At 51.9% G+C, this 2,500-nt stretch carries 2 rRNA genes (1 of these 2 cut by a window edge); both read left to right on the top strand.

Annotated features, from left to right (window positions below):
* Window positions 1-2,318, top strand: a 23S ribosomal RNA gene (locus HUO09_RS21505); it begins 604 nt to the left of the window's first position.
* A gap of 49 nt (window positions 2,319-2,367) precedes the next feature.
* Window positions 2,368-2,483: ribosomal RNA gene (rrf, locus tag HUO09_RS21500) — 5S ribosomal RNA — on the top strand.
* Window positions 2,484-2,500: the final 17 nt, after the last annotated feature.

Raw genomic sequence — 2,500 nt, 5'->3', positions numbered from 1 at the left:
GTGCCTTTTGTAGAATGAACCGGCGAGTTACGATCCCGTGCGAGGTTAAGCTGAAGAGGCGGAGCCGCAGCGAAAGCGAGTCTGAATAGGGCGTTTAGTACGTGGTCGTAGACCCGAAACCAGGTGATCTACCCATGTCCAGGGTGAAGTTCAGGTAACACTGAATGGAGGCCCGAACCCACGCACGTTGAAAAGTGCGGGGATGAGGTGTGGGTAGCGGAGAAATTCCAATCGAACCTGGAGATAGCTGGTTCTCCCCGAAATAGCTTTAGGGCTAGCCTTAAGTGTAAGAGTCTTGGAGGTAGAGCACTGATTGGACTAGGGGTCCTCATCGGATTACCGAATTCAGTCAAACTCCGAATGCCAATGACTTATCCTTAGGAGTCAGACTGCGAGTGATAAGATCCGTAGTCAAAAGGGAAACAGCCCAGACCGCCAGCTAAGGTCCCAAAGTGTGTATTAAGTGGAAAAGGATGTGGAGTTGCTTAGACAACTAGGATGTTGGCTTAGAAGCAGCCACCATTTAAAGAGTGCGTAATAGCTCACTAGTCGAGTGACTCTGCGCCGAAAATGTACCGGGGCTAAATACACCACCGAAGCTGCGGATTGATACCAATGGTATCAGTGGTAGGGGAGCGTTCTAAGGACAGTGAAGTCAGACCGGAAGGACTGGTGGAGTGCTTAGAAGTGAGAATGCCGGTATGAGTAGCGAAAGACGGGTGAGAATCCCGTCCACCGAATGCCTAAGGTTTCCTGAGGAAGGCTCGTCCGCTCAGGGTTAGTCAGGACCTAAGCCGAGGCCGACAGGCGTAGGCGATGGACAACAGGTTGATATTCCTGTACCACCTCTTTATCGTTTGAGCAATGGAGGGACGCAGAAGGATAGAAGAAGCGTGCGATTGGTTGTGCACGTCCAAGCAGTTAGGCTGATAAGTAGGCAAATCCGCTTATCGTGAAGGCTGAGCTGTGATGGGGAAGCTCCTTATGGAGCGAAGTCTTTGATTCCCCGCTGCCAAGAAAAGCTTCTAGCGAGATAAAAGGTGCCTGTACCGCAAACCGACACAGGTAGGCGAGGAGAGAATCCTAAGGTGTGCGAGAGAACTCTGGTTAAGGAACTCGGCAAAATGACCCCGTAACTTCGGGAGAAGGGGTGCTTTCTTAACGGAAAGCCGCAGTGAATAGGCCCAAGCGACTGTTTAGCAAAAACACAGCTCTCTGCGAAGCCGTAAGGCGAAGTATAGGGGGTGACACCTGCCCGGTGCTGGAAGGTTAAGGAGAGGGGTTAGCGTAAGCGAAGCTCTGAACTGAAGCCCCAGTAAACGGCGGCCGTAACTATAACGGTCCTAAGGTAGCGAAATTCCTTGTCGGGTAAGTTCCGACCCGCACGAAAGGTGTAACGATTTGGGCACTGTCTCAACCAGAGACTCGGTGAAATTATAGTACCTGTGAAGATGCAGGTTACCCGCGACAGGACGGAAAGACCCCGTGGAGCTTTACTGTAGCCTGATATTGAATTTTGGTACAGTTTGTACAGGATAGGCGGGAGCCTTTGAAACCGGAGCGCTAGCTTCGGTGGAGGCGCTGGTGGGATACCGCCCTGACTGTATTGAAATTCTAACCTACGGGTCTTATCGACCCGGGAGACAGTGTCAGGTGGGCAGTTTGACTGGGGCGGTCGCCTCCTAAAGTGTAACGGAGGCGCCCAAAGGTTCCCTCAGAATGGTTGGAAATCATTCGTAGAGTGCAAAGGCATAAGGGAGCTTGACTGCGAGACCTACAAGTCGAGCAGGGACGAAAGTCGGGCTTAGTGATCCGGTGGTTCCGCATGGAAGGGCCATCGCTCAACGGATAAAAGCTACCCCGGGGATAACAGGCTTATCTCCCCCAAGAGTCCACATCGACGGGGAGGTTTGGCACCTCGATGTCGGCTCATCGCATCCTGGGGCTGTAGTCGGTCCCAAGGGTTGGGCTGTTCGCCCATTAAAGCGGTACGCGAGCTGGGTTCAGAACGTCGTGAGACAGTTCGGTCCCTATCCGTCGTGGGCGTAGGAAATTTGAGAGGAGCTGTCCTTAGTACGAGAGGACCGGGATGGACGCACCGCTGGTGTACCAGTTGTTCTGCCAAGGGCATAGCTGGGTAGCTATGTGCGGAAGGGATAAGTGCTGAAAGCATCTAAGCATGAAGCCCCCCTCAAGATGAGATTTCCCATAGCGTAAGCTAGTAAGATCCCTGAAAGATGATCAGGTTGATAGGTTCGAGGTGGAAGCATGGTGACATGTGGAGCTGACGAATACTAATAGATCGAGGACTTAACCATATAATATGTAGCAAATGTTATCTAGTTTTGAAGGAATATGCCTTCATAGTTTGGTGATGATGGCAGAGAGGTCACACCCGTTCCCATACCGAACACGGAAGTTAAGCTCTCTAGCGCCGATGGTAGTTGGGACCTTGTCCCTGTGAGAGTAGGACGTCGCCAAGCAACTAAAAACACAAGTC

The organism is Vibrio sp. Y2-5, from assembly GCF_014596725.1.
GTDB lineage: Bacteria > Pseudomonadota > Gammaproteobacteria > Enterobacterales > Vibrionaceae > Vibrio.
The sequence above is the reverse complement of the archived record's forward strand: the minus strand, read 5'-3'. Positions and strand labels throughout refer to the sequence as shown.